The 24871-nt window shown below is 52.1% G+C and carries 25 protein-coding genes; 4 read left to right on the top strand and 21 right to left on the bottom strand.

Annotated elements, in window-relative coordinates; translation table 11 throughout:
* Window positions 1-285: 285 nt before the first annotated feature.
* The 13 genes from D9734_RS04145 to yceD form a co-directional block, all read right to left on the bottom strand.
* Window positions 286-1083: a metal-dependent hydrolase gene (locus D9734_RS04145; protein ID WP_130205555.1), complete on the bottom strand. Its 798-nt coding sequence runs from the start codon at window positions 1081-1083 to the stop codon at window positions 286-288.
* A 10-nt stretch (window positions 1084-1093) separates the two neighbouring features.
* Complete coding sequence (holB, locus tag D9734_RS04140) at window positions 1094-2098, bottom strand: DNA polymerase III subunit delta' (protein WP_130205553.1); 1005 nt, start codon at window positions 2096-2098, stop codon at window positions 1094-1096.
* Window positions 2095-2736, bottom strand: coding sequence for a dTMP kinase (tmk, locus tag D9734_RS04135; protein ID WP_130205551.1), 642 nt, complete (start codon window positions 2734-2736; stop codon window positions 2095-2097). The genes holB and tmk overlap by 4 nt, the downstream gene beginning before the upstream one ends.
* On the bottom strand, window positions 2726-3748 hold the full coding sequence (gene yceG, locus D9734_RS04130) for a cell division protein YceG (protein ID WP_130205549.1): 1023 nt from the start codon (window positions 3746-3748) through the stop codon (window positions 2726-2728). Before yceG ends, tmk begins: the two co-directional genes overlap by 11 nt.
* A gap of 2 nt (window positions 3749-3750) precedes the next feature.
* Entirely contained in the window at window positions 3751-4560 is an 810-nt protein-coding gene (gene pabC / locus D9734_RS04125) for an aminodeoxychorismate lyase (protein ID WP_130205547.1), read from the bottom strand.
* A gap of 119 nt (window positions 4561-4679) precedes the next feature.
* The gene (gene fabF / locus D9734_RS04120; RefSeq protein ID WP_130205545.1) at window positions 4680-5921 is read right to left on the bottom strand and encodes a beta-ketoacyl-ACP synthase II; all 1242 of its coding nucleotides are present in this window, start codon (window positions 5919-5921) and stop codon (window positions 4680-4682) included.
* Between the two features lie 89 nt (window positions 5922-6010).
* Window positions 6011-6247: an acyl carrier protein gene (gene acpP / locus D9734_RS04115; RefSeq protein WP_000103754.1), complete on the bottom strand. Its 237-nt coding sequence runs from the start codon at window positions 6245-6247 to the stop codon at window positions 6011-6013.
* Between the two features lie 210 nt (window positions 6248-6457).
* Window positions 6458-7192 carry a 3-oxoacyl-ACP reductase FabG gene (fabG, locus tag D9734_RS04110; protein WP_001008542.1) on the bottom strand — a complete coding sequence of 245 codons (735 nt, stop codon included), beginning with the start codon at window positions 7190-7192 and terminating at the stop codon, window positions 6458-6460.
* A gap of 12 nt (window positions 7193-7204) precedes the next feature.
* A complete protein-coding gene (gene fabD / locus D9734_RS04105; RefSeq protein ID WP_130205543.1) occupies window positions 7205-8134 on the bottom strand; it encodes an ACP S-malonyltransferase in 930 nt (309 codons plus the stop codon).
* A gap of 15 nt (window positions 8135-8149) precedes the next feature.
* Window positions 8150-9103 carry a beta-ketoacyl-ACP synthase III gene (gene fabH / locus D9734_RS04100; RefSeq protein WP_130205541.1) on the bottom strand — a complete coding sequence of 318 codons (954 nt, stop codon included), beginning with the start codon at window positions 9101-9103 and terminating at the stop codon, window positions 8150-8152.
* A gap of 67 nt (window positions 9104-9170) precedes the next feature.
* On the bottom strand, window positions 9171-10241 hold the full coding sequence (gene plsX / locus D9734_RS04095) for a phosphate acyltransferase PlsX (RefSeq protein ID WP_130205539.1): 1071 nt from the start codon (window positions 10239-10241) through the stop codon (window positions 9171-9173).
* An 80-nt stretch (window positions 10242-10321) separates the two neighbouring features.
* The gene (gene rpmF, locus D9734_RS04090) at window positions 10322-10495 is read right to left on the bottom strand and encodes a 50S ribosomal protein L32 (RefSeq protein ID WP_000290727.1); all 174 of its coding nucleotides are present in this window, start codon (window positions 10493-10495) and stop codon (window positions 10322-10324) included.
* 51 nt (window positions 10496-10546) lie between these two features.
* Window positions 10547-11068 carry a 23S rRNA accumulation protein YceD gene (gene yceD / locus D9734_RS04085; protein ID WP_001174481.1) on the bottom strand — a complete coding sequence of 174 codons (522 nt, stop codon included), beginning with the start codon at window positions 11066-11068 and terminating at the stop codon, window positions 10547-10549.
* 198 nt (window positions 11069-11266) lie between these two features.
* Between yceD and yceF the strand changes: the two genes are divergently transcribed.
* The gene (gene yceF, locus D9734_RS04080) at window positions 11267-11851 is read left to right on the top strand and encodes a 7-methyl-GTP pyrophosphatase (RefSeq protein ID WP_064528833.1); all 585 of its coding nucleotides are present in this window, start codon (window positions 11267-11269) and stop codon (window positions 11849-11851) included.
* 111 nt (window positions 11852-11962) lie between these two features.
* Here the strand turns inward: yceF and rluC are convergent, their stop codons facing one another.
* Entirely contained in the window at window positions 11963-12922 is a 960-nt protein-coding gene (rluC, locus tag D9734_RS04075; RefSeq protein ID WP_024191859.1) for a 23S rRNA pseudouridine(955/2504/2580) synthase RluC, read from the bottom strand.
* Window positions 12923-13494: 572 nt separating this feature from the next.
* Between rluC and rne the strand changes: the two genes are divergently transcribed.
* From rne to D9734_RS04055, 3 genes are all read left to right on the top strand, one after another.
* Window positions 13495-16680: a ribonuclease E gene (gene rne, locus D9734_RS04065; protein WP_130205537.1), complete on the top strand. Its 3186-nt coding sequence runs from the start codon at window positions 13495-13497 to the stop codon at window positions 16678-16680.
* Between the two features lie 132 nt (window positions 16681-16812).
* Entirely contained in the window at window positions 16813-17106 is a 294-nt protein-coding gene (locus D9734_RS04060) for a DUF1778 domain-containing protein (protein WP_130205535.1), read from the top strand.
* The gene (locus tag D9734_RS04055; RefSeq protein ID WP_130205533.1) at window positions 17103-17594 is read left to right on the top strand and encodes a GNAT family N-acetyltransferase; all 492 of its coding nucleotides are present in this window, start codon (window positions 17103-17105) and stop codon (window positions 17592-17594) included. Before D9734_RS04060 ends, D9734_RS04055 begins: the two co-directional genes overlap by 4 nt.
* Before the next feature lie 98 nt (window positions 17595-17692).
* On the opposite strand, the gene flgL is transcribed toward D9734_RS04055, so the two are convergent.
* From flgL to flgF, 7 genes are all read right to left on the bottom strand, one after another.
* The gene (gene flgL, locus D9734_RS04050; protein WP_130205531.1) at window positions 17693-18646 is read right to left on the bottom strand and encodes a flagellar hook-associated protein FlgL; all 954 of its coding nucleotides are present in this window, start codon (window positions 18644-18646) and stop codon (window positions 17693-17695) included.
* An 11-nt stretch (window positions 18647-18657) separates the two neighbouring features.
* Window positions 18658-20301: a flagellar hook-associated protein FlgK gene (gene flgK / locus D9734_RS04045; RefSeq protein WP_130205529.1), complete on the bottom strand. Its 1644-nt coding sequence runs from the start codon at window positions 20299-20301 to the stop codon at window positions 18658-18660.
* A 65-nt stretch (window positions 20302-20366) separates the two neighbouring features.
* Entirely contained in the window at window positions 20367-21308 is a 942-nt protein-coding gene (gene flgJ / locus D9734_RS04040) for a flagellar assembly peptidoglycan hydrolase FlgJ (protein WP_130205527.1), read from the bottom strand.
* Window positions 21308-22405, bottom strand: coding sequence for a flagellar basal body P-ring protein FlgI (flgI, locus tag D9734_RS04035; protein ID WP_130205525.1), 1098 nt, complete (start codon window positions 22403-22405; stop codon window positions 21308-21310). The genes flgJ and flgI overlap by 1 nt, the downstream gene beginning before the upstream one ends.
* An 11-nt stretch (window positions 22406-22416) precedes the next feature.
* A complete protein-coding gene (locus D9734_RS04030) occupies window positions 22417-23112 on the bottom strand; it encodes a flagellar basal body L-ring protein FlgH (protein WP_130205523.1) in 696 nt (231 codons plus the stop codon).
* Between the two features lie 43 nt (window positions 23113-23155).
* On the bottom strand, window positions 23156-23938 hold the full coding sequence (gene flgG / locus D9734_RS04025; RefSeq protein ID WP_130205521.1) for a flagellar basal-body rod protein FlgG: 783 nt from the start codon (window positions 23936-23938) through the stop codon (window positions 23156-23158).
* Window positions 23939-24109: 171 nt separating this feature from the next.
* Window positions 24110-24865, bottom strand: a complete 756-nt coding sequence (gene flgF, locus D9734_RS04020; RefSeq protein WP_130205519.1) for a flagellar basal-body rod protein FlgF — start codon at window positions 24863-24865, stop codon at window positions 24110-24112.
* Window positions 24866-24871 lie beyond the last annotated feature (6 nt).

Here is a 24871-nt window from a genome sequence, read left to right as displayed (position 1 = left end):
TGCTCCTGAGTATGGGTGCTTTTAACGTTCTCACGCGTGGCAAGGGGGGGAGAACCTTGCCGTGTACAGGGCGTCTAAGCGCCCTTTATTTATTACACAGAGTAAAATAATTCATTATCGATTTGTTTGACGGCTATCACGTTTCAACTTCGGACCTTTAGCGAAGTTGCACATATTGACAAAATAAATGCCATAATGCATCAAACATGGTTATTCACCGCCCAATTTGCGGCGGTGAACTTTACTCGTTTTAGTAATTAATTACGAGCCTTAAAATAAATTCATTTAACGGATGGATTGAAGGCGGGAAGCGTCGATGTGAAACAGGCGGGCGAAGTTATCGGTGGTTACCTGCGCCAGCTCTTCAACGGCAACACCTTTCAACACAGCCATGTATTCAGCAACATCACGAACCATTGCAGGTTGATTCTCTTTTCCTCGATGCGGCACAGGTGCCAGATAAGGCGCGTCAGTTTCGACCAGTAACCGATCGAGCGGCACATAACGCGCGGCATCACGTAGTTGTTCTGCATTACGGAAGGTCACAATGCCGGAGAAGGAGATGTAAAATCCAAGATCCAGTAATTTGCCTGCCGTTTCTCTGTCCTCTGTAAAACAGTGTAGTACGCCACCGCAATCCGTCACCTTTTCTTCGCGCAGAATTGCCAGCGTATCGGCGCGGGCGTCACGCGTATGGACGATAACCGGCTTGTTCAGTTCACGACCAATCTGGATATGGTGGATGAAAGACTCTTGCTGACGCACTTTAGTTTCCGGCGTGTAATAATAATCCAGCCCGGTTTCCCCGAGAGCAACAACGCCCTCTTCCGCCGCCAGGCGGCGCAAATCTTCCACATCATAGGGATCGTTCTGGTTGAGCGGATGCACGCCGCAAGAAAATACGACATTGTCTCGTTCGCCTACCAGATCCCGCATATGCAGATAACCCGGTAATGTCGTGGCGACCGCCAGACAAAATTTCACATCGCGCGCAGCGGCTTTCGCCAGAACGTCATCCACGTCCTTATGCAAAGATTCATAATCCAGACCATCGAGATGGCAGTGTGAGTCGACTAAAAACATGATGTCTCTCTTAAAGATGAGGAACCGGTAGCACAACGCCCGGTTGCAGGTAATGCTCAATACGCAGTAAAAGATCGGTGATGAGAAGCTCGCGGTTTACGCCAGTGACAGAAATTAACTGCTCACGGGTGTGACAAACATCCCCCAGTATAGCCTGCAGGCGCGCGGGAGAAAGCTGGTTTGCCAGCGCAGCAACAACGCCCGGCACATCAACATTGGTAACCTGCGAAGCGCCATACTTGCGCTTGAGCGCGTCCATCATCAGGGTTGCCAGCCAGTGCAGACGCGCCGGAGCTTGTTCATGATTAAGTGTCGGCAACAGGGAATACCAGTCGCCAGATTGCACACTGTGAGCCAACGCCTGGCAAAGTGTTTCGCGGGCCTGCCAGGTATCTCCCTGAAACAACGCCAACGCCGCTCCTGGCGAACCGGCGCTTAAGCGCAGTGCGGCAAGTAACGCGTCCTGTGACATTGTCACTTCACGTGAAAGCCAGGTCACGGCGTACTGTTCTGGCGGTGGTGCGAGGTAATGTAGCCGACAACGACTACGTAATGTCGCCAGTAAACGTTCAAGCTCCCGGGTAGCAAGGAAAAACCAGGTTTCTGCCGGCGGCTCTTCCAGTGTTTTTAGCAAAGCGTTCGCCGCAGCGTCGGTCAGCAAGGCGGCATCGGTTATCCAGACAACTTTAGCACCGCCTAAACGCGCGTGTTCATTCAGTTTTTCAGTGACTTCACGCACCGCATCAATGCCCAGCGCGTTCTTCCCTTTTTCGGGAGCAAGGGTGTAATAGTCGGGATGCGTTCCCGCCTGCATCAACTGACATCCACGACAGTGGCCGCAGCTTTTATGCCCCTCTGGTTGTTGGCACAGGAGGTAACGGCTTAAAGCGTAGATTAAGGCGTCATCGCCCATGCCAGGTAACGCCTGAATGAGTAGCGCATGGTGACCCCTTCCGGCCTGATAGCTGGCTACCAGTCTCTCGAAATCGGGTCTTAACCACGGATACCATCTCATGCGTTATGTTCCTTAACCCAGTGAGTCACGGTGGTGCGAATCGCCTCCATTACTGATTCCAGTGGCTGAGTGGCATCTATGGTGTAAATGCTTTTATCCTGTGCCGCCAGTTCAAGATAGCGAGCGCGAGTACGATTAAAGAAATCGAATGACTCTTGCTCAATGCGATCCAGTTCGCCACGCGCACGGGCGCGTTTTAGCCCCACTTCTGGGGTCACATCAAGATAAAGCGTCAAGTCAGGGCGAAAATCCCCCAGAACAGCATCACGCAGCGTTGCCAGCATATGCTGGTCAATGCCACGACCGCCGCCCTGATACGCCTGAGTGGAGAGATCGTGCCGATCGCCAATCACCCAAGTGCCTTTCGCCAGCGCCGGTTTGATGACAGTTTCCACCAGCTGAACGCGCGCGGCATAAAACATCAGTACTTCGGCTTTATCGGTAATGACTTCATCGCCTACCGATTTGATATCCAGCACCAGGCTTCTTAATTTTTCCGCCAGCTGCGTACCGCCGGGTTCTCGAGTGAAAACCATGTCGCGGATCCCCAGTTGCTCAAGCGTCTCAACCACCACGTTTCGCGCGGTGGTTTTGCCTGCGCCTTCCAGCCCTTCAATGACGATATACTTACTGCGCATTTTTTTCCTTAAGCACTTTCAGGTAATCCTGCACAGACTTGTTATGACTGGCAAGATTGGTATTAAACGTGTGACCGCCTTTACCATCGGCCACAAAATAGAGATACGGCGTTTTCGCCGGATGCGCAGCAGCCTTCAGCGAATCCGCCCCCGGCGTAGCAATCGCGCCTGGCGGCAGACCAGTAATGGTGTAGGTGTTATACGCTGTCGGCGTTTCCAGATCTGCACGAGAAAGTTTGCCATTATAACGCTCTCCCATCCCGTAAATCACCGTCGGGTCGGTTTGCAGGCGCATGCCGATACGTAAACGGTTGATAAATACTGAGGCAACCTGATCGCGCTCACTGGCAACGGCGGTTTCTTTTTCGATTATCGACGCCATCGTTACCAACTGGTTTTTATCTTTATACGGCAGACCATCCGCTCGTCCATCCCAGGCGCTATCGACCGCTTTCACCATTTTCTTGTGCGCTCGTTTGAGTAACGCGACATCAGTGGTATTAGCGGTATACATCCAGGTGTCTGGCCAAAACCAGCCTTCAATCCACTCTGGATTTTCAAGTTCCAGGGCCTGCGCCACGGTAGCGTATTTATCGTCGCTTAACGTGTGCGTGATATAGGGTGCCTCACGCAATTGTTTGAGGTAGTCGCTCAGACGCATCCCTTCTACCAGGCGTAGCGGAAACTGCGCTTCTTTCCCGCTTTTCAGCAATTGCAGCATTTCGCGCACGGTCATCTGCGGCGTAAAGCGATAAGTCCCGGCTTTGAAATGGGAAAGGTCCGGCTCAATACGCAGCAACCACTGAAAGACGCGGGGGCGATTGATGATTTTATCGGCATACAATTGTTCACCGAGAGCCATTCTTCCGGTTCCAGGTTTCAGGGTGAATATCGTCTCTTCTTTAATAAGTAATTTGCTGTCGGCAAGATGGTGAACCTTCCAGACGCCCACACCAGCGGCGATACCCAGTACCATCAGCAATAACAGGATAATCAAAAACACTTTTTTCATGACTAATTCGGGTGCTCACAAAGTGGGGCTAAATATTCATATAGCGTTGTTGACGAAAAGAAGACATCATCACAGGCACGCACAGGTATAACTGGCATCAGCGCATTACAAACCATCACTTCATCTGCCTGCATCACGTCTTCCAACGAGGCTTGCACTTCGGCAATCTGATAGGAGGATTGTGCCAGTAAACGGATACAGAATTGTCGCATAATACCGTTAACTCCAGCCTGATCCAGACGCGGCGTGTAGACCACGTTGCCTTTACGCCAGAACAAATTAGCTGCACAGCATTCCGTAACCCACCCTTCACTGTCAAGAACCAGCGCCTCGTCGGCGTTTGTCTGCTCAAGATGAGAGCGAATCAACACTTGCTCAAGACGATTAAGATGTTTAATTCCCGCAAGATGAGGATTGCGTCCCAGGCGTACCGGGCTTAGTGCCAGCAGCATTCCCTCTTTGCGTAAGCGGTCGTAATGCGTTGGGTAAGCCATAACTGAGAGCATGCGCGTTGCCGGTCCGCTGTTTAACGTACTGTAACCTCGCCCACCACTGCCACGACTGATCACCACTTTCAGCACGCCATTTTGCTGCTCTGCCGCCAGAGTCGCCATCTCGTGCTCAAGCTGCGTCCAGAAGTCACAAACGATCATTAATCGCTGACAGGCTTCCTGTAGTCGCGTCATGTGCGCGGATAATAAGCTGACTTTACCGTCGATAATTCTGGCTGTCGTGAAACAGCCATCGCCAAACTGTATGGCCCGATCGTTTGCTGCCAGCGAATCCTGTTTATGACCGTTAATTAAGAACATACCGGCTCCTTATAATAGGATTGTAAGTGTGGCAGCATGTTCACTGCGGAACAAGCCTGAATAAAATCTAAGAAAAAAGGCCCGCAAGCGGACCTTTTATGTAGGTGGAAAATGGCGACTTAGATCTTTTTGAAGATCAAAGAACCATTGGTGCCACCAAAGCCGAAGGAGTTACACAGGGTGTATTCCATTCCGCTGACCTGACGCGCTTCATGCGGCACAAAATCCAGATCGCAACCTTCATCCGGGTTATCCAGGTTGATGGTCGGCGGAACAGCCTGATCGCGCAGCGCCAGGATGGAGTAGATGGACTCTACTGCACCTGCTGCACCTAACAGGTGACCGGTCATGGATTTCGTGGAGCTTACCAGCACACGGCTTGCAGCTTCACCGAAGATAGTTTTCACGGCCTGCGCTTCAGCTTTATCGCCAGCTGGCGTAGAAGTACCGTGCGCGTTCACGTAGCCAATCTGGCCAGGCTCAATTCCTGCGTCACGCAGAGCATTTGCCATCGCCAGAGCTGCGCCTGCGCCGTTTTCCGGCGGCGACGTCATATGGTAGGCATCGCTGCTCATACCAAAGCCGACGAGTTCAGCGTAAATTTTCGCACCGCGTTTTTTCGCGTGTTCGTACTCTTCAAGTACCAGCATACCGGCGCCATCGCCCAGTACGAAACCATCACGTTCTTTATCCCACGGACGGCTAGCCGCTTGCGGGTTATCATTGCGGGTAGATAATGCACGTGCCGCGCCAAAACCACCAACGCCTAGCGGCGTACTGGCTTTCTCTGCGCCACCTGCAACCATCACGTCAGCATCGCCATACGCGATAATACGCGCAGCTTGACCGATGTTGTGCACGCCAGAAGTACAGGCGGTCGCGATAGAGATGCTTGGGCCACGCAGGCCATACATGATAGTCAGGTGACCTGCCACCATGTTCACAATCGTTGACGGAACGAAGAATGGGCTGATCTTACGCGGACCACCGTTCATCAGAGATGTGTGGTTTTCTTCGATCAGTCCGAGGCCGCCAATCCCGGAGCCAATTGCGGCACCAATGCGGGTTGCGTTCTCTTCCGTTATTTCAAGGCCAGAATCCTGCATGGCCTGAACGCCAGCGACAATTCCATATTGAATGAAGGCATCCATCTTGCGCTGTTCTTTGCGCGAGATAATGTCCTCACAGTTAAAATCCTTTACTAAGCCAGCAAATTTCGTTGCATAGGCGCTAGTATCGAAATGGTCGATTAGGCTGATGCCACTCTGACCGGCAAGCAGAGCTTTCCAGGTAGACTCTACGGTATTGCCGACAGGAGACAACATGCCCAGTCCGGTCACAACTACACGACGCTTAGACACGTTTGTCCTCCAGGGAGGGAAAAAAATGATTCTAGTGGGACAAAAAAGAAAAAACTCAGGCGGTCGAACGACCGCCTGGAGATGTTCACTTACGCCTGGTGGCCGTTGATGTAATCAATGGCAGCCTGAACGGTGGTGATTTTCTCAGCTTCTTCGTCCGGAATCTCAGTATCAAACTCTTCTTCCAGAGCCATTACCAGCTCAACGGTGTCAAGAGAATCCGCGCCCAGGTCTTCAACGAAAGAAGCATTGTTGGTAACTTCTTCCTGCTTAACGCCCAGCTGTTCGCCGATAATTTTCTTAACGCGTTCTTCGATAGTGCTCATACTCTTAAATTTCCTATCAAAACTCGCTTTCGCGATGGTTTTCGTAGTGTATAAAATGTTGAAAAATTTGCAACTAAATCCCGGCAGGTCTTACCACGATTTTACGTTATTTTGAGGCCATACCCCCCAACAACGCAAATCATTTTGCACTTATTATTACTCATAACCACGCAGACTGCGCGCAACATGAGCATTTTGTGCAAATCGCGGTCAGACCATGTACATCCCGCCGTTCACATGCAAAGTTTCACCCGTGATGTAAGCTGCTTCGTCGGATGCCAGGAATGCAACCGCGTTGGCGATTTCCTGTGCGCCGCCGAGGCGACCCGCAGGAACCTGCGCCAGGATACCCGCACGCTGGTCATCGCTCAGCGCACGTGTCATGTCCGTTTCAATAAAGCCCGGAGCAACAACGTTTACAGTAATACCGCGTGACGCAACTTCGCGCGCCAGTGATTTACTGAAGCCGATCAAACCCGCTTTCGCCGCAGCGTAGTTGGCCTGACCGCCATTTCCCATGGTACCAACCACAGAACCGATAGTGATAATACGACCATGACGCTTTTTCATCATAGCGCGCATTACCGCTTTTGACAGACGGAAAACAGATGAAAGGTTGGTTTCGATAATATCGTTCCACTCATCATCTTTCATTCGCATTAACAGGTTATCACGAGTGATACCGGCATTATTGACCAGGATATCGACTTCACCAAATTCTGCGCGAATTTTTTCCAGAACAGATTCGATAGATGCCGGGTCGGTCACATTCAACATCAGACCTTTACCGTTGGCGCCTAAATAATCACTGATCGCCTGAGCGCCGCTTTCACTGGTCGCAGTACCGATAACTTTCGCGCCACGAGCCGCGAGCGTTTCAGCGATTGCACGGCCAATTCCGCGGCTAGCACCGGTTACCAGTGCGATTTTTCCTTCAAAATTCATGTTGTTCCTCTTTTAAAGCTCGAGCGCCGCTGCCATCGCTGAAGGTTCGTTCAGCGCCGAGGCGGTCAGGGTGTCGACAATACGTTTCGTCAGGCCAGTAAGCACTTTGCCCGGTCCCACTTCATAAAGATGCTCAACGCCTTGCGCTGCCATGTATTCAACGGATTTCGTCCATTGAACCGGGTTATACAACTGACGTACCAGTGCATCACGAATGGCATCGCCATTGGTTTCGCATTTGACATCAACGTTATTGACAACCGGAACGGTCGGCGCGTTAAAGGTGATTTTCGCTAATTCAACCGCCAGTTTGTCGGCAGCGGGTTTCATCAGCGCACAGTGAGAAGGTACGCTCACCGGCAACGGCAGCGCACGTTTCGCGCCCGCAGCTTTACAGGCAGCGCCAGCACGTTCAACCGCTTCTTTGTGACCAGCAATAACCACCTGGCCCGGAGAGTTGAAGTTTACCGGAGAAACGACCTGACCTTCTGCTGCATCTTCACAAGCTTTCGCAATAGACGCATCATCCAGACCGATGATTGCCGCCATTGCGCCAGTCCCTTCCGGCACAGCTTCCTGCATAAACTTGCCGCGCATCTCAACCAGACGTACCGCATCAGCAAAATCAATCACACCAGCGCAAACCAGCGCGGAGTATTCACCCAAGCTGTGACCGGCCATCATCGCCGGTGCTTTACCGCCCTGCTGCTGCCATATACGGTACAGTGCAACAGAGGCAGTTAACAGTGCAGGCTGAGTTTGCCAGGTTTTATTCAGTTCTTCGGCTGGCCCCTGCTGGGTCAGCGCCCACAGGTCATAGCCCAGCGCCGCAGAAGCTTCAGCAAAGGTTTCTTCGACAATTGGATAGCTCGCCGCCATATCAGCCAGCATGCCAACGGTTTGAGAACCCTGACCAGGGAACACAAATGCAAATTGCGTCATGTTTAAATCCTTATCCTAGAAACGAACCAGCGCGGAGCCCCAGGTGAATCCACCGCCAAAGGCTTCAAGCAGAACCAACTGCCCCGGCTTAATACGCCCGTCGCGTACGGCTTCATCCAGCGCACACGGTACAGAAGCGGCAGAGGTATTACCATGGCGGTCCAGCGTCACGACGACATTGTCCATTGACATGCCGAGTTTTTTCGCCGTTGCGCTGATGATACGCAGGTTCGCCTGATGTGGAACCAGCCAGTCCAGTTGGGAACGGTCAAGATTATTTGCTTCCAGCGTCTCATCAACGATGTGCGCCAGCTCTGTTACCGCAACCTTGAAGACTTCGTTGCCCGCCATGGTCAGATGAATTGAATTCTCTGGATTCACGCGGTCGGCGTTTGGCAGCGTCAGCAATTCACCATAACTACCGTCGGCATGCAGATGGGTAGAGATGATTCCCGGCTCTTCAGAGGCAGCCAACACCGCAGCGCCCGCGCCATCGCCAAAAATGATAATGGTCCCGCGATCTGTGGGATCGCAGGTACGCGCCAGTACATCGGAACCGACGACCAGAGCATACTTCACCGCGCCAGATTTCACGTATTGATCGGCCACGCTCAATGCATAGGTGAAACCTGCGCAGGCTGCGGCAACGTCAAACGCCGGGCAGCCTTTGATGCCCAGCATGCTTTGGATCTGACATGCTGCGCTCGGGAAGGCGTGGGTGGCAGAAGTCGTTGCCACAACAATCAGGCCAATCTGGTCTTTATCGATGCCTGCCATTTCAATTGCACGCGTTGCCGCTTCAAAACCCATGGTTGAAACGGTTTCGTTTGGCGCAGCAATATGGCGTTCGCGAATACCGGTACGAGTAACAATCCACTCGTCAGAAGTATCCACCATTTTTTCCAGATCGGCGTTTGTCCGCACTTGTTCGGGCAGATAGCTGCCAGTACCAATAATCTTCGTATACATGTACGCTCAGTCACTTTTCGGTTATATACCGTCACTTGCAAACTGCGAGTTCGCTGGCAGCGCCCTGCTACCGCAGAGTTCCGCTTTTGCCATCGTCCAGCAGCTCAAAACCAGCTGGGTATACAGATTTCAGGCGAGCGGCAATTCGCTGAGGAACTTGTCGCTGCACCGCCTGCACTGCCTGTTCAATCGCGACCGCAAAAGCTCGCTGATTGGCCGCACCATGACTTTTTATCACCGTGCCGCGCAATCCTAACAGACAGGCGCCGTTATACTGGTCGGGGTTGAGGTGACTGAATCGCCTCGTCAGGCTCTTTTGTAGCCAACGCTTTAATAACAGTAGCCACCACGACCGTTTTTTTCCTTCACCCTGAGATTTCAGCAGAGAAAGGAACATCCTGACAACACCTTCCATCGTCTTTAATGTGACATTTCCTGTAAAGCCGTCACAGACCAGCACATCTGTCTTGCCAGTTAATAACTCATTGGCTTCAAGATAGCCGATGTAATTGATAGAAGGGATTGTTTTCAGCACAGCTGAGGCATCCTGAATGCTGTCAAGACCCTTCACTTCTTCTTCACCAATATTGAGCAACGCCACGCGAGGATTGGGAATTTCCACCACCTCTTCAGCCAAAACAGAGCCCATAATGGCGAATTGCACCAACATTGTACTATCACAATCGACGTTGGCCCCTAAATCAAGGACCACCGTTTTGCCCTTTTGTTGATGCGGCAGCACCGTCACCAACGCCGGACGCTCAATCCCCTCAAGGGGCTTGAGTAATAATTTTGCCAGTCCCATCAACGCTCCGGTATTACCAGCGCTGACGCAGGCTTGTGCTCTACCTTCTTTAACCAAATCCAGCGCCACGCGCATTGAGCTACCGCGACTGGCGCGAATAGCTTGCGAAGGCCGGGCATCACTGGCGATAACTGACTGCGCAGGGATAATCTGCAGACGCGAACGTTGTTCAAAGTCAGCTTTAGCAAGTAATGGCGTGATGGCGTCGGGATTACCGACTAAAAGAAGAGTGAGTTGCGAATTAGAATTCAGTGCCTGCAAAGCTGCAGGCACTGTCACGGAAGGACCGAAATCCCCTCCCATGACATCTAACGCCAGGGTTAGACGTGTCAAGGTATCGTCGCCGCCCGGTTTGGTCTTTCCCCAGTTGCCTGGGGAAAATCCTCACTAAGCTTCATCACGCAGACGCGTGATTACTTAGCGATGACCTTGCGGCCGCGGTAGTAACCGTCGGCAGTGATGTGGTGACGCAGGTGTTTTTCACCAGAAGTTTTGTCTACAGACAGGCTGGTGACTGCGGTCAGCGCGTCATGGGAACGACGCATGCCACGTTTGGAACGGGTTGGTTTATTCTGTTGTACGGCCATGGACCTTACTCCTCAATTACGGTTTATCCCCGATCCAACGGGGAGCACCAATTACTTACGCTTTAAGCTGGCTAATACGGCAAATGGGTTTGGCTTTTGCGCTTCTTCAGGCAGTTCACCAAAGACCATGTCCGCTTCGGACACTTCACAGTGTTCAGAATCATGCACCGGAACTACCGGCAAGGCGAGGATGATTTCATCTTCAACCATTGCAAGCAGATCGATTTCACCGAATTCGTTAACCTCAATCGGTTCATACGCTTCCGGCAGTGCTTCAGCCTGTTCGTCTGAACGCACAGGACTAAAACAATACGTTGTGTAGACCTGATGAGTAAACGGCTTCCCGCAACGCTGACACTCGAGCGTTACCGTCACCTTCGCATCGCCGTTTAACACCGCGAGACGTTGGTTATCGATAGCGAACGACATGGAGCATTCCACATCACTGTCCACACTGACCACAGATTCGGCGACGCGCTCAACCTGATCAGGAGTATAAATACCCTGGTAATCAAGGCGTTTTTGAGCCGTACGAACCGGATCGAGAGTCAGGGGTAATTTTACCTTTTGCATAGGGCGCGCATATTAACTTTGTAACGTCATAGAGTCAAAGAAAAAGGCAGCCTGTGGTTGCCTTTTGCCAATAATTCGCACACATTGCGGGTTACTGCTTTATTTTCGTTCAGTGCTGACCACGAACATCAACCTGCAAAACGAAGCGCATAGTTTAAAATGGCTATCATCAATACGCTATATCTGATGGAAAAAAATATGCCTAAACTTATTTTAGCCTCCACATCGCCCTGGCGCCGCGTCCTACTGGAAAAACTGCAAATCTCTTTCGAATGTGCCGCGCCGGAGGTCGACGAAACCCCGCGCAGCGATGAATCACCGCGCCAGTTGGTGCTTCGACTGGCGCAGGAAAAAGCGCAATCTCTGGCGTCACGTTATCCGGATCATTTAATTATTGGTTCTGATCAGGTGTGTGTACTGGACGGTGAAATCACTGGCAAACCGTTAACGGAAGAAAATGCCCGTCTGCAATTACGTAAAGCCAGTGGCAATATTGTCACCTTCTATACCGGGCTGGCGCTGTTTAATTCGGCGAATGGGCATCTGCAAACAGAAGTTGAACCTTTTGACGTCCATTTCCGTCACCTGAGCGAGGCGGAGATTGATAATTACGTGCGTAAAGAGCATCCTCTGCACTGCGCAGGCAGCTTTAAGAGTGAAGGGTTTGGTATTACGCTGTTTGAGCGCTTAGAGGGGCGTGACCCTAACACGCTGGTTGGTTTGCCGCTTATCGCGCTCTGTCAGATGTTGCGCCGGGAAGGGCAAAACCCGCTGATGGGATAATTTTATGGGCCGGACGCGTTTACGCCGCATCCGGCAATTGGTGCTGACTGCCTGATGCGGCGTAAACGCCTTATCAGGCCAACCGCCTACTAGCAGGTTTATATGCTCGCATTAACGCGTGTTACGCAGTTTCTGCAAACAACGCTTCAAACCATCATCCATTGGCGCTTCGATACGCATCACCTCACCGGTCCCCGGATGGGTAAACTTCAGCGCCGCCGCATGCAGGAACAAGCGATTTAACCCCGTTCCCGCTTCAGTCAGTTGTTTATCGAATTCACGGTCGCCGTAACGATCGTCAAACGCTATAGGATGACCGGCATACTGAGTATGCACTCGGATCTGATGAGTACGTCCGGTAACCGGGCTACAACGCACCAGAGTGGCAAACGCATAGCGTTCCTCCACTTTAAAACGCGTTTCGGATGGTTTACCTTCCTGGCTCACACGCACAATACGCTCACCGCTTTGCAAAATATTCTTCAGCAACGGCGCTTGTACACTCTTCACGTGTGACTGCCACTGACCACGCACCAGCGCCAGGTAATCTTTCTGCATGCCTTTTTCACGTAACTGCTCATGCAGCGAACGTAACGCCGAGCGTTTTTTCGCCACCAGCAGCACGCCTGAAGTGTCCCTGTCGAGTCGATGCACCAGTTCGAGGAACCGCGCTTCAGGGCGCAACGCCCGCAAACCTTCAATAACGCCGAAACTTAAACCACTGCCGCCATGTACCGCCGTGCCGGACGGTTTATTCAGCACCAGAATATGATCATCTTCATATAAGATGACATCCGCCAGCGCCGCCACTTTTTGCAGATGTGGCGACACCGCATCTTCTTCCCGTTCGGCAACGCGAACTGGCGGAATACGCACTTCGTCGCCAGCTTCGAGTTTATATTCAGGTTTAATACGTTTTTTGTTCACCCGTACTTCACCTTTACGCAAAATACGGTAGATCATACTTTTTGGTACGCCTTTCAGTTGGGTACGCAAAAAATTATCGATACGTTGCCCTGCTTCGTCAGCAGTGATAGCAACGATTTTTACGGATGGAGTCTCTGTTTTCATGGTGGGCGATTCTAAATAGCCAGCAGGATTCGCGCCACTCATTTTTCTATGCTTATATTTAGTTTTGCACCTTATTACTTCGCAGGGTGATCACCTGATTGGTGGTTATTAAACCAATCGCCAGCAAGAAGTGAAAAAACTGTGAGTAAGTGGGTGATAAATGGTAAAAGTCATCTTGCTATAACAAGGCTTGCAATGGAATAATGAGAACGTTTCCGTGTCCAACCTTGTTAAAACAAGAAATTTTACGGAATAACCCATTTTGCCCGACCGATCATCAACGCAGCAATGGCGTAAGACGTATTGATCTTTCAGGCAGTTAGCGGGCTGCGGGTTGCAGTCCTTACCGGTAGATGGAAATATTTCTGGAGAGTAATACCCAGTCTGTTTCTCTGATAATTGCGCTGTTTTTCCGCATGAAAAACGGGCAACCGACACTCTGCGCCTCTTTGAGCTGACGATAACCGTGAGGTTGGCGACGCGACTAGACACGAGGCCATCGGTTCACACCCGGCAAGGCGTTACTTTGCCCGCAGCTTAGTCGTCAATGTAAGAATAATGAGTAAGTTACGATGAAAAGAATGTTAATTAACGCAACTCAGCAGGAAGAGTTGCGCGTTGCCCTTGTAGATGGGCAGCGTCTGTATGACCTGGATATCGAAAGCCCGGGGCATGAGCAGAAAAAAGCTAACATCTACAAAGGTAAAATCACCCGCATTGAACCGAGTCTGGAAGCTGCTTTTGTTGATTACGGCGCTGAACGTCACGGTTTCCTCCCTCTTAAAGAAATTGCCCGCGAATATTTCCCAGCTAACTATAGTGCTCATGGTCGTCCCAACATTAAAGATGTGTTGCGTGAAGGCCAGGAAGTTATTGTTCAGATTGATAAAGAAGAGCGCGGCAACAAAGGCGCGGCATTAACTACCTTTATCAGCCTGGCGGGTAGCTATCTGGTTCTGATGCCGAACAACCCGCGCGCGGGTGGCATTTCTCGCCGTATCGAAGGCGACGACCGTACCGAATTAAAAGAAGCACTGGCAAGCCTGGAACTGCCGGAAGGCATGGGGCTTATCGTGCGCACCGCAGGCGTCGGTAAATCTGCTGAGGCGCTGCAATGGGATTTAAGCTTCCGTCTGAAGCACTGGGAAGCCATCAAAAAAGCGGCTGAAAGTCGCCCTGCTCCGTTCCTGATTCACCAGGAGAGCAACGTAATCGTTCGCGCATTCCGCGATTACTTGCGCCAGGACATCGGCGAAATTCTTATCGATAATCCGAAAGTGCTCGAACTGGCACGTCAGCATATCGCTGCATTAGGTCGCCCGGACTTCAGTAGCAAAATCAAACTGTACACCGGTGAAATTCCGCTGTTCAGCCACTACCAGATTGAATCGCAGATTGAGTCCGCCTTCCAGCGTGAAGTCCGTCTGCCGTCTGGTGGCTCTATTGTTATCGACAGCACCGAAGCGTTAACCGCCATCGACATCAACTCCGCACGTGCAACTCGCGGCGGCGATATCGAAGAAACTGCGTTTAACACCAACCTGGAAGCTGCTGATGAAATTGCTCGTCAGCTGCGTCTGCGTGACCTCGGTGGTCTGATTGTTATCGACTTCATCGACATGACGCCTGTACGCCACCAGCGTGCGGTAGAAAACCGTCTGCGCGAAGCGGTGCGTCAGGACCGTGCTCGTATTCAAATCAGCCATATTTCTCGCTTCGGCCTTCTGGAGATGTCCCGTCAGCGCCTGAGCCCGTCGCTGGGTGAATCCAGTCATCACGTTTGTCCGCGTTGTTCTGGTACTGGCACCGTGCGTGACAATGAATCCCTGTCACTCTCTATTTTGCGTCTGATTGAAGAAGAAGCGCTGAAAGAGAACACTCAGGAAGTTCACGCCATTGTTCCTGTACCAATCGCTTCTTACCTGCTGAACGAAAAACGTTCTGCGGTAAATGCCATTGAAACTCGTCAGGACGGCGTGCGCTGTGTGATTGTACCAAACGATCAGATGGAAACTCCGCACTACCACGTGCTGCGCGTGCGTAAAGGGGAAGAAACGCCGACCTTAAGCTACATGCTGCCAAAACTGCATGAAGAAGCGATGGCGTTGCCGTCTGAAGAAGAGTTCGCTGAACGTAAGCGTCCTGAACAACCTGCACTGGCAACCTTTGCTATGCCGGATGTGCCACCAGCGCCAGCTCCGGCTGAACCTGTAGCGCCTGCAGCAGCCCCGGCACCTAAAGCTGCACCAGCAACGCCTGCAGCTCCGGCACAACCGGGTCTGTTGAGCCGCCTTTTCAGTGTACTGAAATCGCTGTTCAGTGGCGGTGAAGAAACCAAATCGGTCGAGCAACCTGCACCAAAAGAGGAAGCGAAACCGGAACGTCAACAGGATCGCCGTAAGCCTCGTCAGAACAACCGCCGTGACCGTAATGAACGCCGCGACACGCGTAGCGAACGTACGGAAGGTAGCGATAATCGCGAAGAAAACCGTCGTAATCGTCGCCAGGCGCAGCAGCAAACGGCTGAGACGCGTGATAGCCGTCAGCAGGCTGATGTAACGGAAAAAGCGCGTACCACTGACGAACAGCAAGCGCCGCGTCGTGAGCGTAGCCGCCGCCGTAACGATGATAAACGTCAGGCGCAACAAGAAGTGAAGGCGCTGAATGTTGAAGAGCAATCTGTTCAGGAAACCGAACAGGAAGAACGTGTACGTCCGGTTCAGCCGCGTCGTAAACAACGTCAGCTGAATCAGAAAGTGCGCTATGAACAAAGCGTTGCAGAAGAAGTGGTAGCCGCACCGGTGGTTGAAGAAACTGTCGCTGCCGAGCCTGTTACTCAGGAAGCACAAGCCCCGAGCACTGAACTGGTGAAAGTACCGCTGCCAGTCGTAGCGCAAACTGCGCCGGAACAGCAAGAAGAGAACAACGCCGATAACCGTGACAACGGTGGCATGCCGCGTCGTTCTCGCCGTTCGCCTCGTCACCTGCGCGTGAGTGGTCAGCGTCGTCGTCGCTATCGTGACGAGCGTTATCCGTCCCAGTCACCGATGCCGTTAACCGTAGCGTGCGCATCTCCGGAACTGGCCTCTGGCAAAGTATGGATCCGTTATCCGGTTGTACGTCCGCAAGATGTACAGGTTGAGGAGCAACGCGAACAGGAAGAAGTGCAGGTGCAGCCGATGGTGACAGAAGTCCCTGTTGCTGCCTCTGTCGAACCGGTTGTTGCTGCGCCGGTTGTTGAAGAGGTGGCTGAAGTTGTAGAAACACCTGTTCAGGTTGCAGAACCGCAACCAGAAGTTGTTGAAACAACGCATCCTGAAGTGATTGCCGCAGCGGTAACAGAACAGCCTCAGGTGATTGCCGAGGCCGATGTTGCCGTAGCGCAGGACGTTGCAGAGCACGCAGAACCGGTAGTTGAACCGCAGGAAGAGACGGCAGACATTGAAGAAGTTGCCGAAACTGCCGAGGTTGTGGTTGCCGAACCTGAAGTTGTCGCTCAACCTGCCGCCCCGGTCGTCGCTGAAGTCGCAGCTGAAGTTGAAGCGGTAGCTCCTGTTATATCCGAGGCAATCGTTGAACATAACCACGCCACTGCGCCGATGACACGCGCTCCGGCACCGGAATATGTTCCGGAAGCACCGCGTCACAGTGACTGGCAGCGCCCAAGCTTTGCCTTTGAAGGTAAAGGTGCCGCAGGTGGTCATGCAGCAACACATCATGCATCTGCTGGCCCTGCGCGTCCGCAACCTGTTGAGTAAAACTTAACTCAAAGTGATCAAGCCCTGGCAATCGCCGGGGCTTTTTATTTCAGGGGCAGTGCCTTTGCTGTAATGACATTAGCGTTACATATGTTGTATAATTATTATCCATATAAAGCTGAAGGATTTTTTATGCCAGCCGCCAACAACATTCCAGCCAGGCGCGAATCTTTAAATCTGCGCATAAAACCCGCGGAACGCGATCTTATCGACCGGGCCGCTAAAGCCCGAGGAAAAAATCGCACCGAATTTGTCCTTGAGGCCGCCAGAGCCGCCGCTGAAGAGGCGCTCATTGAGCAGCGAATTTTCAGGATGGATTCTGATGATTATCAGCTATTTTTGAATCGGCTGGATCAGCCACCCGCGCCCAATTCTGCATTACGCAAAACCATGCAAACACCCGCGCCGTGGGAACAGAAAAAATGATTCAGGCCCCCGAACCACTCCAGGCAAAGCATCAATTCACTTCTTTTTGCTCGGGGGTAGAAACGATGGATAACTGGCTAAAGCAGAGGGCCCTAAAAAATCAGCTTGCAGGTGCATCACGTACATTTGTTGGCTGTGATACTCATAGCAACGTTTTGGCTTATTATTCGCTTGCCTCAAGCGCCGTCGAAATGCATGTCGCAACAGGACGATTTCGCCGTAATATGCCAGAACCGATCCCTGTTGTAGTACTTGGTCGTTTGGCAATAGATAAATCATTACAGGGTCAGGGTATCGGTCGCGCGATGGTCAGAGATGCCGGTCTACGAGTACTACAGGCAGCTGAAGTCATTGGTATTCGCGGAATGTTGGTCCATGCGTTATCAGACCAGGCCCGCGAATTTTATCTGCGAGTGGGTTTTGAGCCGTCACCTGTCGATTCTATGATACTGATGGCAACATTGGCTGATTTGCAGGCATGTCTGTAATAGTTCTTTATGCCTCATAGCAAAAAAATGCCCGCCCCGGCGATCCCAGAGCAGGCAGACAAAACATACCCAGTTTCAAGATATGCTTAAAAACGAGCTTATTTGTTGAGCTGGAAAAGCGACAATCCTTGCATATCTGTAAACGCTTTGTACGACGCCTGCAACGCCGTTTGCTGCATGATGTAAGATGAAATAGTCGCATTCCAGTCCACATCAACCAGATCGCTCATCTGCTGCGTTTGCCCTAAAGCGCGATCGCTACCTAATGAATCCAGCGACTCCAGTTCATTCAGTTGCGTGCCGAGTTCCGCGCGTACGGTCAGGACATTATTCAGTGAGTTTTTCAGACCACGGTTGGTTTTATCCAATGCCGCTGCGGCGGTTTCTTTATCCGCTTCGCTATCTGCAACTGGCTTTTTTAGCGCCGCGATGGCGCTATCCAGCATAGCAAACAGGTTAGTTTCAGAATCGCTACCGTCAGGTTCCGCTACCGCGTTGCTGGTGATACTGTTGAAAATTTTGTCACCTGTATGCCCTATCACCATTGAGCGAGAGGCATCGACCTGCTGCTTAATACTCTCTGTTCCGCCGACATAATCACCGTCAGCCTCACTAAACGGCGCGGATTCTGTTTTATAACCGGCAAAAATGTAACGCCCGTTCCCATCCGTGGTATTCGCCAGGTTTAACAACTGGTCGCGAATCCCCTGAATATCCGTTGCCAACGATGCCCGGTCATCATCACTTAACGTGCCGTTGCTGGCATAAACAATTTTTTCCTGGGCATTCTGGATTGCCGTCGTCACCTGGCCAAGCACGCTTTCTTCCAGCGACACCTTTTGGGTCGCGAAAGTCCGCGCCAGTGTGTACTGGCTGTTTTGCGCCTGCGCCTGGGAGAGAACCACGGCTTGTGATGCTGCAATAGGATCGTCAGAAGGGTTAACGACTCGCTTACCCGTCGACATCTGTTCGCCGTACTTCATCCATTCCGCCTGAGAATTGGTGATACCGCGCATATTTTGCTGGTACATCATCTGGGTACTGAAACGCATCTTATCTCCCCTTAGCGAATGTTAATCAGCGCATCAAAAATGGCATTCGCCGTCTGCAGAACCTGGGCATTGGCCAGATAATACTGCTGAAAACGTTGCAGATTGCCGTACTCTTCGTCGAGATTGACGCCAGAGATAGACTGCTGCTGATTAGAAAGTTGCGTCACCACATTACTTTGAGTAGTGCTGCTGGTTTTCAACGTGGCGGTTTTATTCCCGATATCGCTAACCAACGAGGCATAGGCATCGTTAAAGGATTTCCCCCCGCCGACCGTTTTGCCATTAGTTTGCAAATCCAGCAGCGCCTGACCATTGCGGTTGTCGCTTTCACCGGCAGTTTCGTCGCTGGCCATGGCGATTTTCGCTTCGTCAGTGATTAGTACATCCATATTGACGATGGCATCGCTTACCGGTTTCAACGTGAAGCTGTCGTTTGGTTTTGGCGTTCCGGTGAAGGTCAGTTCCAGACCATCAAATGAGACTTTACCGTCGGCATCCGGCACCACCGTAAAAGTGGTATTGCTTGCCAGACGGGTGACCTGCCACTGATTATCTTGGAACGTGATTTTGTAATCTGTCGCCAGTACAGCGGAACTATCGGTCACCGTAGCACCGATCGCGGAGCTTCCTTTGTTTTTGCTATTTTCCAGAACAGCGGGCTTACCAATAGCAAAGAAATCCTCCCCTTCTTTACCATTGGCATCATACCCCTTGTTATGTTGGGCATTGAAAGCCTCAGCAAATGCCAGCGCCAGTTGCCCGAGCGTATTACGCGTCTGGTCCAGGTCCTGAGAACGAAATGTCAGAATGCCGCCCAGCGACCCCGTATTCAGCAATTTCTCTGGGATCTCAATATGTTCCGCCGTCCCATCAACATAAGCGACTGTCGTACGAGAAGGATCGGCACTGGATGGGACTGCTGCAAGCTGACGTGCCGAACTGCCTTGAACCAGCGAATACCCATTGGCCATGGTGATATTGTAAGTACCGCCATCCTGAACGCTGACCTCAACACCAACGATCTGGTTTAATTCACTCACCAGTTGATCGCGTTGATCAAGGAGATCATTGGGTGATGCCCCTGCTCCCACACCTGTTAAACGGGAGATCTGATCGTTCAGGCTGGCGATTTGTTTGGCATAATTATTGATCTGGTCAACGCTGGCACCTATAGCGATATTGACCTGTTTGTCCTGGTCGCGCAGATACTGGTCAGTGGTTTTAAACTGATTTACCAGACCTTCTGCCTTGCCAATCAGCGCCTGCCGTGCAGCAGGATCTTCTGCGTTACTGACCAGCGTTTGCAAACTGGTAAAGAAGTCCTGCATTTGCGTTGCCAGCGACGTGGTGCTGCCAGAGAGCATATTGTCGATTTTCGACATTTGCTCATAACGGGAAGTCAGGCCGCTACTCTGGGTCTGGGCCGCACGTAACTGATTGGTAATAAACGCATCGTATTCACGTTGCACGCCAGAAACATAAACGCCATTGCCTCCCCAACCGCCCGCACCTAACGTACTGTTAGCCTGCGCCATAATGGTGGTTTGTCGGGTATATCCGGCAACGTTATAGCTGGAAATATTATTACTCGCCGTATTTAACGCCGCCTGGGCAGCGTTAAGTCCGCTCATGGCGTTATTAATCAAGCTGGACATGGAGGTTCCTTGTAAGCCTTCAATTACAGAGCATTATCGGCAGACACCCGCCGGACTTGAATTATTCAGAACAGATTATCGATACTCATACTGTAGGTTTTGCTCACCTTGTCGCTTACCGATTTCAATTGCTGAATCATATTGGTGAGTTTGCGGGCATACTCAGGATCGGTGGCATAACCTGCATCCTGTAATGCCTGCGCCCCCTGCTCGGCGCTGGCAGCGCGAGTCACGGCGGCGTAGCGTGGATTACGGGTTAACAGCCCAACGTAATCTGACAATGCTTCGAAATAAGAACTGTAAACACGAAACTTCGCCTTTACTTTCTTCGCTTCGCCGTTTTCATATTCGGTGGTTGTGATTTCAGTAACTGGCCCTTTCCAGTTACCTGACGCTTTTACGCCAAACACGTTGTAACTCGGCTCGCCATTTTCGCGACGAATTTGTCGTTGTCCCCAGCCGGATTCCAGCGCAGCCTGGGCGAGGATCAGGTGATGTGGCACACCGCTTTGCTGACTTGCCAATTGAGCTGGCTGCGAGAGCTGTGCAAGGAACGCTTTGCTGTCACCAGGCAGCAAAGCATCGAAATTGTGCGGTAAGGCTTTTTGCACCATCTGCTTGAGCGCTTTATTTTGAAAACTCATCACCGTTTCAAGTGGGAATTTCATCGGTCCGGCAGGCATTTCTTCTGCTGGCAATGGCTGCTCTGGCGTCATCTGTTTTACCATCATCTCCGCAAGTCCCAGACCTTTGCCTGCTGTCATCTGTTGGGCTATCTGCTGGTCATACATGCTGGTGTAGAGCCGGGTATTCTCGCTGCTGAACAGGCCATCTTTCGGTAAGGCTTCACGCATGCTTTTTAGCATCATCTGCACAAACATCCCTTCCACCTGGCGAGCTACCGGGCGAATATTTGCAGCTGGATCTTCGCCCGCTTTCGCTTTCAGATCGTTAAGTGATTGAGCATCCCAGGCGGCGCTCGCCAGCAGCTTGCTGTCGCTAATCATCAGATGATTTCCAGTTTTGCCCGCAGACATCCCGCGCTTTGCATAGATTGCAGTATGGACATTAAATCCATCGGGGTGGCTCCCAAGGCGTTGAGCGCGCGCACCACGTTATTGAGGCTGGCGCTGGAACGCACGCTTTGCAGCGAACCGCCGCTCTGGCGTAAGTCGATCTGCGTTTGTGGCGTTACCACGGTCTGTCCGCCGCCAAACGGTGTATCTGGTTGGCTGACATTGGCCTGACGATTTACCGTAACCGAGAGATTGCCCTGCGCCACCGCGCAACTGTCGAGGGTCACTTCACGATTCATCACCACCGAACCGGTGCGCGAGTTAATCACGACTTTGGCGTCCTGCGGGGTGACATTGACCTGCATATTCTGGATATCGGCAAGGAAACGCACCTGGGAACTATTACCGCTCGGCACACGTACCTGAATAGTTCGGGCATCTAACGCCGTGGCACTGCCGAATCCTCGGGTGCGGTTGATGGTATCGGCGATCTGCTGCGCCATCGCGAAGTCTTCGTCATTTAGCTGCAAATTGAGGGTATTGCCAGTGCCGAATTGGCTGGGCAATTCGCGCTCAATAATCGCACCGTTGGTGATCCGCCCGCCATTCAGTTGGTTTACCTGAACGCTGCTACCTCCCGCTGATGCCCCCGCGCCACCGACCAGAATATTGCCCTGCGCCAGCGCATAAACCTGGCTGTCGACGCCCTTAAGTGGTGTCATCAACAACGTACCGCCACGCAAGCTTTTGGCATTGCCCATGGAAGAAACCACCACATCGATGGTTTGCCCCTGGCGTCCAAACGGCGGAAGTGACGCTGTCACCATCACCGCCGCGACGTTTTTTAGCTGCATATTGGTGCCAGTCGGAACGGTAATTCCCAACTGTGAGAGCATGTTATTAAGCGTTTGAGTGGTAAACGGCGTCTGGGTCGTCTGGTCGCCCGTACCGTCAAGGCCAACAACAAGGCCATAACCAATCAGCGAGTTTTGCCGTACGCCCTGTACGCTGGTGAGATCGCGAATGCGGTCAGCCTGTGCAACGGTCGCTACCAGCAGAAGAATGAATACAGAGAGAAATTTAATCACCACAGCCTCACTTACATTGGCGACAGGTTAAGGAAGAAACGCTGTAACCAGCCCATGTTTTGTGCTTCGTTAATGTAGCCATTGCCAACGTACTCAATGCGCGCGTCTGCCACCTGGGTTGACGGTACAGTGTTGCTGCCACTGATGGTGCGTGGATTGACCACGCCGGAGAAAAGAATAAATTCCGTACCCTGATTAATGGCGATCTGTTTTTCGCCCACCACATGCAGGTTGCCGTTGACCAGCACCTGATCAACCGTCACGGTCAAGGTGCCGCTAAAGGTATTGCTGGCATTTGCCCCACCTTTACCATTGAAGCTATTACCGCCAGAGGCATCGACGTCGGCACGGGCATTACCAAACAGCCCCTGCAAATAGCGCGGCACAGTATCAAACCCGAAGTTGGTTTTTCCGTCGCGGCTGGCATTAGCAGACGAACTCTTGCTGGCGCTGACGTTTTCCTGCAACACAATAGTCAGCGTATCGCCGATATTGCGTGGTCGGCGATCTTCAAATAACGGCTGATAGCCATAATTAATCGGCTGGGCAGACTGAAAAATGGAACCATTGGCGACGGGCGTCGGGCCGGGTACAGGTTGTGCCGTGGTCACCCCCTGCACCAGCGGGGTAGACGGGATCCAGGCGCAGCCGGTCAGTGAAAGCACCAACAAGGTGGAAATGCCGTATTTTTTTCGCATGGCTATCATCTTCAAAAATCAATAAACCGGTAAGTTGCCCTACCGGTATGCTTTAGAGTTGCGTCAGTTTTTGCAGCATCTGGTCGGTGGTGGATACCGCTTTACTGTTGATTTCGTAGGCGCGCTGTACCTGAATCATGTTGACCAGTTCCTCCGCCACGTTGACGTTAGACGTTTCAACATATCCTTGATACAACAGCCCAGCGCCGTTCAGACCTGGCGTGCTTTCGTTCGGTGCGCCGGAGGATTGTGTTTCGGTGTAGAGGTTTTCGCCAATGCTCTCCAGGCCAGTGTCGTTCATAAACGTGGTGAGATTGAGTTGTCCAACCTGAACCGGAGCGGCCTGTCCTTGCTGGGTAACGCTGACCACGCCATCACGACCAATGGTAATGCTTAACGCATTCGCCGGAATGGTGATTGCTGGCTGCACCTGAAAACCGCCCGCCGTCACCAGTTGCCCGTTCTGATCCACCTGGAAAGAGCCGTCGCGGGTATACGCTGATGAGCCATCCGGCAGCATGACCTGGAAAAAGCCCTGCCCTTTAATCGCCACATCTTTGCTGTTATTGGTTTGCGACAGGTTGCCCTGGCAGTGTAAGCGTTCAGTGGCGACCGGACGTACTCCCGTACCGATTTGTAACCCGGATGGCAAGGTAGTTTGTTCGGAAGACTGTGCGCCAGGCTGGCGAATGGTTTGATAAAGCAGATCTTCAAACACCGCCCGCTGGCGCTTGAAACCATTGGTACTGACGTTTGCCAGGTTGTTGGCAATGACGTCCATATTGGTTTGCTGGGCATCGAGGCCCGTTTTGGCGATCCATAATGAACTGATCATAAAATGTCCTGTAGTGGATTGCTGACAAATCGCATATGTCTTCTCGCCGGATGCGGCGTAAACGCTTTATCCGGCCTACAAGAGCTCGCAAAATCAATAAATTGCGATTTATCCCGTAGGCCCGATAAGCTTGCGCTTCGGGCAACTTATGCTTGTCATTTATCCTTTCAATTAACTCATCGACAGCAGTTGGTTGGCGCGACCAGCGTTATCATCGACGCTGCTTATTACCTTCATCTGCATTTCAAAACGCCGCGCACTGGCAATCATGTCGCTCATTGCCGAAATGGCATTGACGTTGCTACCTTCCAGCACGCCCGACATCACCCGTAACGTTGGGTCAGCCTGTAACACCGGACCACGCGAGGCCTGACTTTCTGCACTCAAACGAAAGATCCCATCATCACCACGCTGCACTTCACTACCCATGGCTTTCACCAGTTTCAACCGTCCTACTGGCGCAATGGTATTTGCCGGATCGCCCGGATTGAGCGCCGAAATGGTGCCATCGGCGGCGATAGTAATTTCCGCCCCTTCCGGCACGGCAATCGGCCCCGCCTCGCCAATCACCGGATACCCCTGAATCGTTAGTTGTCCACCGGGATCAACCTGAATGCTGCCATTACGCGTATACCCCTCGCTGCCGTCAGCGGTCTGCACGGCCAGCCAGCCATCCTGCTGCAACGCAACATCCAGGGGGCGCGAGGTGTAATCCATCTTGCCGGACGTCATATCTGCACCCGGCGTAGATGCCGTCACGAGTGTGCGCGTGGGCAGAGAAAGCCCTTCAACCGGCACCGCACGTAAGGCGTTTAATTGCGCGCGAAAACCGGGCGTGGAGGCATTCGCCAGATTGCTGGCGGTCACCGCCTGTTGATTCAGCGTCTGACTGGCGGCGCCCATTGCGGTATAGATTGCGTGATCCATCGAGCT

This window comes from Escherichia sp. E14S1 (assembly GCF_004211995.1).
Lineage (GTDB): Bacteria > Pseudomonadota > Gammaproteobacteria > Enterobacterales > Enterobacteriaceae > Escherichia.
This window is presented reverse-complemented; position numbering and strand designations above follow the sequence as displayed.

What these genes read in the sequence shown, in the direction of transcription:
- rpmF (WP_000290727.1), bottom strand. Translation starts at nt 10,495, where the DNA reads ATGGCCGTACAACAGAATAAACCAACCCGTTCCAAACGTGGCATGCGT.
- tmk (WP_130205551.1), bottom strand. Translation starts at nt 2,736, where the DNA reads ATGCGCAGTAAGTATATCGTCATTGAAGGGCTGGAAGGCGCAGGCAAA.
- flgG (WP_130205521.1), bottom strand. Translation starts at nt 23,938, where the DNA reads ATGATCAGTTCATTATGGATCGCCAAAACGGGCCTCGATGCCCAGCAA.
- D9734_RS04055 (WP_130205533.1), top strand. Translation starts at nt 17,103, where the DNA reads ATGATTCAGGCCCCCGAACCACTCCAGGCAAAGCATCAATTCACTTCT.
- rluC (WP_024191859.1), bottom strand. Translation starts at nt 12,922, where the DNA reads ATGAAAACAGAGACTCCATCCGTAAAAATCGTTGCTATCACTGCTGAC.
- D9734_RS04060 (WP_130205535.1), top strand. Translation starts at nt 16,813, where the DNA reads ATGCCAGCCGCCAACAACATTCCAGCCAGGCGCGAATCTTTAAATCTG.
- pabC (WP_130205547.1), bottom strand. Translation starts at nt 4,560, where the DNA reads ATGTTCTTAATTAACGGTCATAAACAGGATTCGCTGGCAGCAAACGAT.
- flgK (WP_130205529.1), bottom strand. Translation starts at nt 20,301, where the DNA reads ATGTCCAGCTTGATTAATAACGCCATGAGCGGACTTAACGCTGCCCAG.
- flgF (WP_130205519.1), bottom strand. Translation starts at nt 24,865, where the DNA reads ATGGATCACGCAATCTATACCGCAATGGGCGCCGCCAGTCAGACGCTG.
- flgJ (WP_130205527.1), bottom strand. Translation starts at nt 21,308, where the DNA reads ATGATTAGCGACAGCAAGCTGCTGGCGAGCGCCGCCTGGGATGCTCAA.
- acpP (WP_000103754.1), bottom strand. Translation starts at nt 6,247, where the DNA reads ATGAGCACTATCGAAGAACGCGTTAAGAAAATTATCGGCGAACAGCTG.
- fabG (WP_001008542.1), bottom strand. Translation starts at nt 7,192, where the DNA reads ATGAATTTTGAAGGAAAAATCGCACTGGTAACCGGTGCTAGCCGCGGA.
- fabD (WP_130205543.1), bottom strand. Translation starts at nt 8,134, where the DNA reads ATGACGCAATTTGCATTTGTGTTCCCTGGTCAGGGTTCTCAAACCGTT.
- flgL (WP_130205531.1), bottom strand. Translation starts at nt 18,646, where the DNA reads ATGCGTTTCAGTACCCAGATGATGTACCAGCAAAATATGCGCGGTATC.
- holB (WP_130205553.1), bottom strand. Translation starts at nt 2,098, where the DNA reads ATGAGATGGTATCCGTGGTTAAGACCCGATTTCGAGAGACTGGTAGCC.
- fabH (WP_130205541.1), bottom strand. Translation starts at nt 9,103, where the DNA reads ATGTATACGAAGATTATTGGTACTGGCAGCTATCTGCCCGAACAAGTG.
- yceF (WP_064528833.1), top strand. Translation starts at nt 11,267, where the DNA reads ATGCCTAAACTTATTTTAGCCTCCACATCGCCCTGGCGCCGCGTCCTA.
- yceD (WP_001174481.1), bottom strand. Translation starts at nt 11,068, where the DNA reads ATGCAAAAGGTAAAATTACCCCTGACTCTCGATCCGGTTCGTACGGCT.
- rne (WP_130205537.1), top strand. Translation starts at nt 13,495, where the DNA reads ATGAAAAGAATGTTAATTAACGCAACTCAGCAGGAAGAGTTGCGCGTT.
- D9734_RS04030 (WP_130205523.1), bottom strand. Translation starts at nt 23,112, where the DNA reads ATGATAGCCATGCGAAAAAAATACGGCATTTCCACCTTGTTGGTGCTT.
- D9734_RS04145 (WP_130205555.1), bottom strand. Translation starts at nt 1,083, where the DNA reads ATGTTTTTAGTCGACTCACACTGCCATCTCGATGGTCTGGATTATGAA.
- yceG (WP_130205549.1), bottom strand. Translation starts at nt 3,748, where the DNA reads ATGAAAAAAGTGTTTTTGATTATCCTGTTATTGCTGATGGTACTGGGT.